This window comes from Nostoc sp. UIC 10890 (genome assembly GCF_054786515.1).
In genome coordinates, this window is record NZ_JBSGKF010000111.1 from 1 (window position 1) to 2092 (window position 2092).

The 2092-nt window shown below is 39.0% G+C and carries 1 protein-coding gene; it reads right to left on the minus strand.

Features of this window, described 5'->3' with window-relative positions; all coding sequences use genetic code 11:
- Positions 1-2092: SNF2 helicase-associated domain-containing protein (locus ACWATR_RS39600; protein WP_460345740.1), on the minus strand; the 2092-nt coding region annotated here is incomplete at both ends.

The window sequence follows — 2092 nt, forward strand, 5'->3', positions numbered from 1 at the left end:
AAAAGAACTAATTATCACATCGTTTTGTTCACAAGCAGCTTTGAAATCAGCTAGATTTTGCAGCCTAGTGCTACCATGATGCACCATAGTTTTTAAATGAGGTGCAAATTTGGCAATTTCTTTCTGCCAGTTGCCAACAACAGAAGTCGGAGCAATTAATAGTGTAGGCAGGGCAGATAAAGAAGTAATCTTTTCTCCTACTTTCAGAGCTGAATGTAACTCTTTCTCTTGCACTAATCGGGCAATCACCTGCACGGATTTACCTAAACCCATATCGTCCGCCAAACAGCCATTTAATCCCAAGTTTTCTAGATATTGTAGCCAGGAAACACCACGCTTTTGATATTCTCGGAGCGTGCCTTGCAGATTATCAAGTTCAGAAATTGGCTCTAGGCGACTTTTATCTTGTAGCTTTGCTATCATCTCTGACAAAGCTTCGTCATGTTCAATTTCCCATTCTGACCCCAATTCAGCACTGCGTTGTAGAAACTCCAGTAAGGTCATCTGGGGTTGTTCGTTACCGTGGGACTGCCAAAATTCGAGTAACTGCTGCATTTTATCCCGGTCTAATTCCATCCATTGACCGCGAAAATGCACTAGGGGAGTTTTAGCATTAATCAGTTGTTCCCATTCAATAGGTGTGACAGTTTGCTCCCCAATTGCCAACTCATACTGATACTCCACCAGTGACTCTAAGCCAAAATAGCTTTTTGTTTCCCCTTTCGTTGCAGCAAGTTTACTACCCGATGCTTTGAGGCGAATTTTGGCACGGCGACGACCTGCCGGAGTATACCAAGCAGGTACAATTACTTTGAATCCTGAGTCTTCCAGTACCCAAGCACTTTCAGTAAGGAAGTCAAATGCTTCATCTAAGGTAATTTGCATTGCTGTTGGCTTATCTGTCTCCAACCCAAGCCAGAGTTTGGGATACATCCTGGCTGCATACCCCAGATTCAGCAGTAAATTTGTATCAAAATCTTTACCAAAATCTTTATGTACAGCAGTTTTGGAAAATTGATTCATTGTCCAGTAGTCTGCTAACGCTAACTTCAAGGATGGATCTTGTTTACTCGCTACTAGAAATTGAATTTGCCAATTGTCTATTTGTTCATGATCGGGAGAATGTAACTGGAAGCATAGATGAAAAGGTGAATCAGCTTGAGTGCGGGTTATTTTGGTTTTCCACACCAACCATTGCCGATATTCCTCAAGGGCAGTATTTGTTGTTAGTGGATTATGCTGACGAGGATAAAAGCAAGATTCAATTAGAGAATCAGAAATTTGTTTGTCAAAAGCAGCTGTTGATGGGGTGTGAGTCACTAAATCATCAAGTACATATTCGGAAAAGTGACGCAATAGTGTTTCTTGATCAAAAAACTCAATAGGATAGCTAACTGTTGCTTTACCTGCCACACATATTAGTGGCATATAGTCAATATATTTCAGAATATTTGCTTCATATTGTTCGGAAATAATTTCCCAGGTGGCATAAATTTCAAATGCTGCTTTAGCAGTCTTGCTTTTGCCTTTTTTCTTCGGATTTTCCGATGATAACTGTCGATATTTTAGTGCGGGAATAAATTGGTCTTTGAGGATTACTTGTTGAAAACTTTGAGTGTAATGATACCAAAATAATAAATCTGAACCAATTTGAAACTTTTCCGCATTATATATTGCTAAAAAATGGATATCTTTAAGTAGTTTGATAATATTAAGTGCTATTCCACTTTTGGTAGATACTACTGTTTCATAACAATCTACCTGCCAGTACTGGAATTCTTCATAGCTGTCAGTCAACTCAATTTCTAAATACTTGGTTAATTCTGGTGAAGGTAAGGGCTGATTATTGGTGGTTGGTAAGGCAAAGTATTTAGGAGATATGCGTTGGGCAAATTGAGTATTGTCTTCTTTAATTCCCAATTCCTGTACTAAAAAGGCGATTAATTCGGATTTAACCAAATGTCCAGTATGAATTTGTTGACTATTGGTGTGACTTTTTTGGGATAACTGAGTTTCTACCCACAAGTAAAAAGACCCTGACTGAATAAAGTCAGTTTCCTCGTTTGGTATCCAGGTGCCATGAAGTATTCTC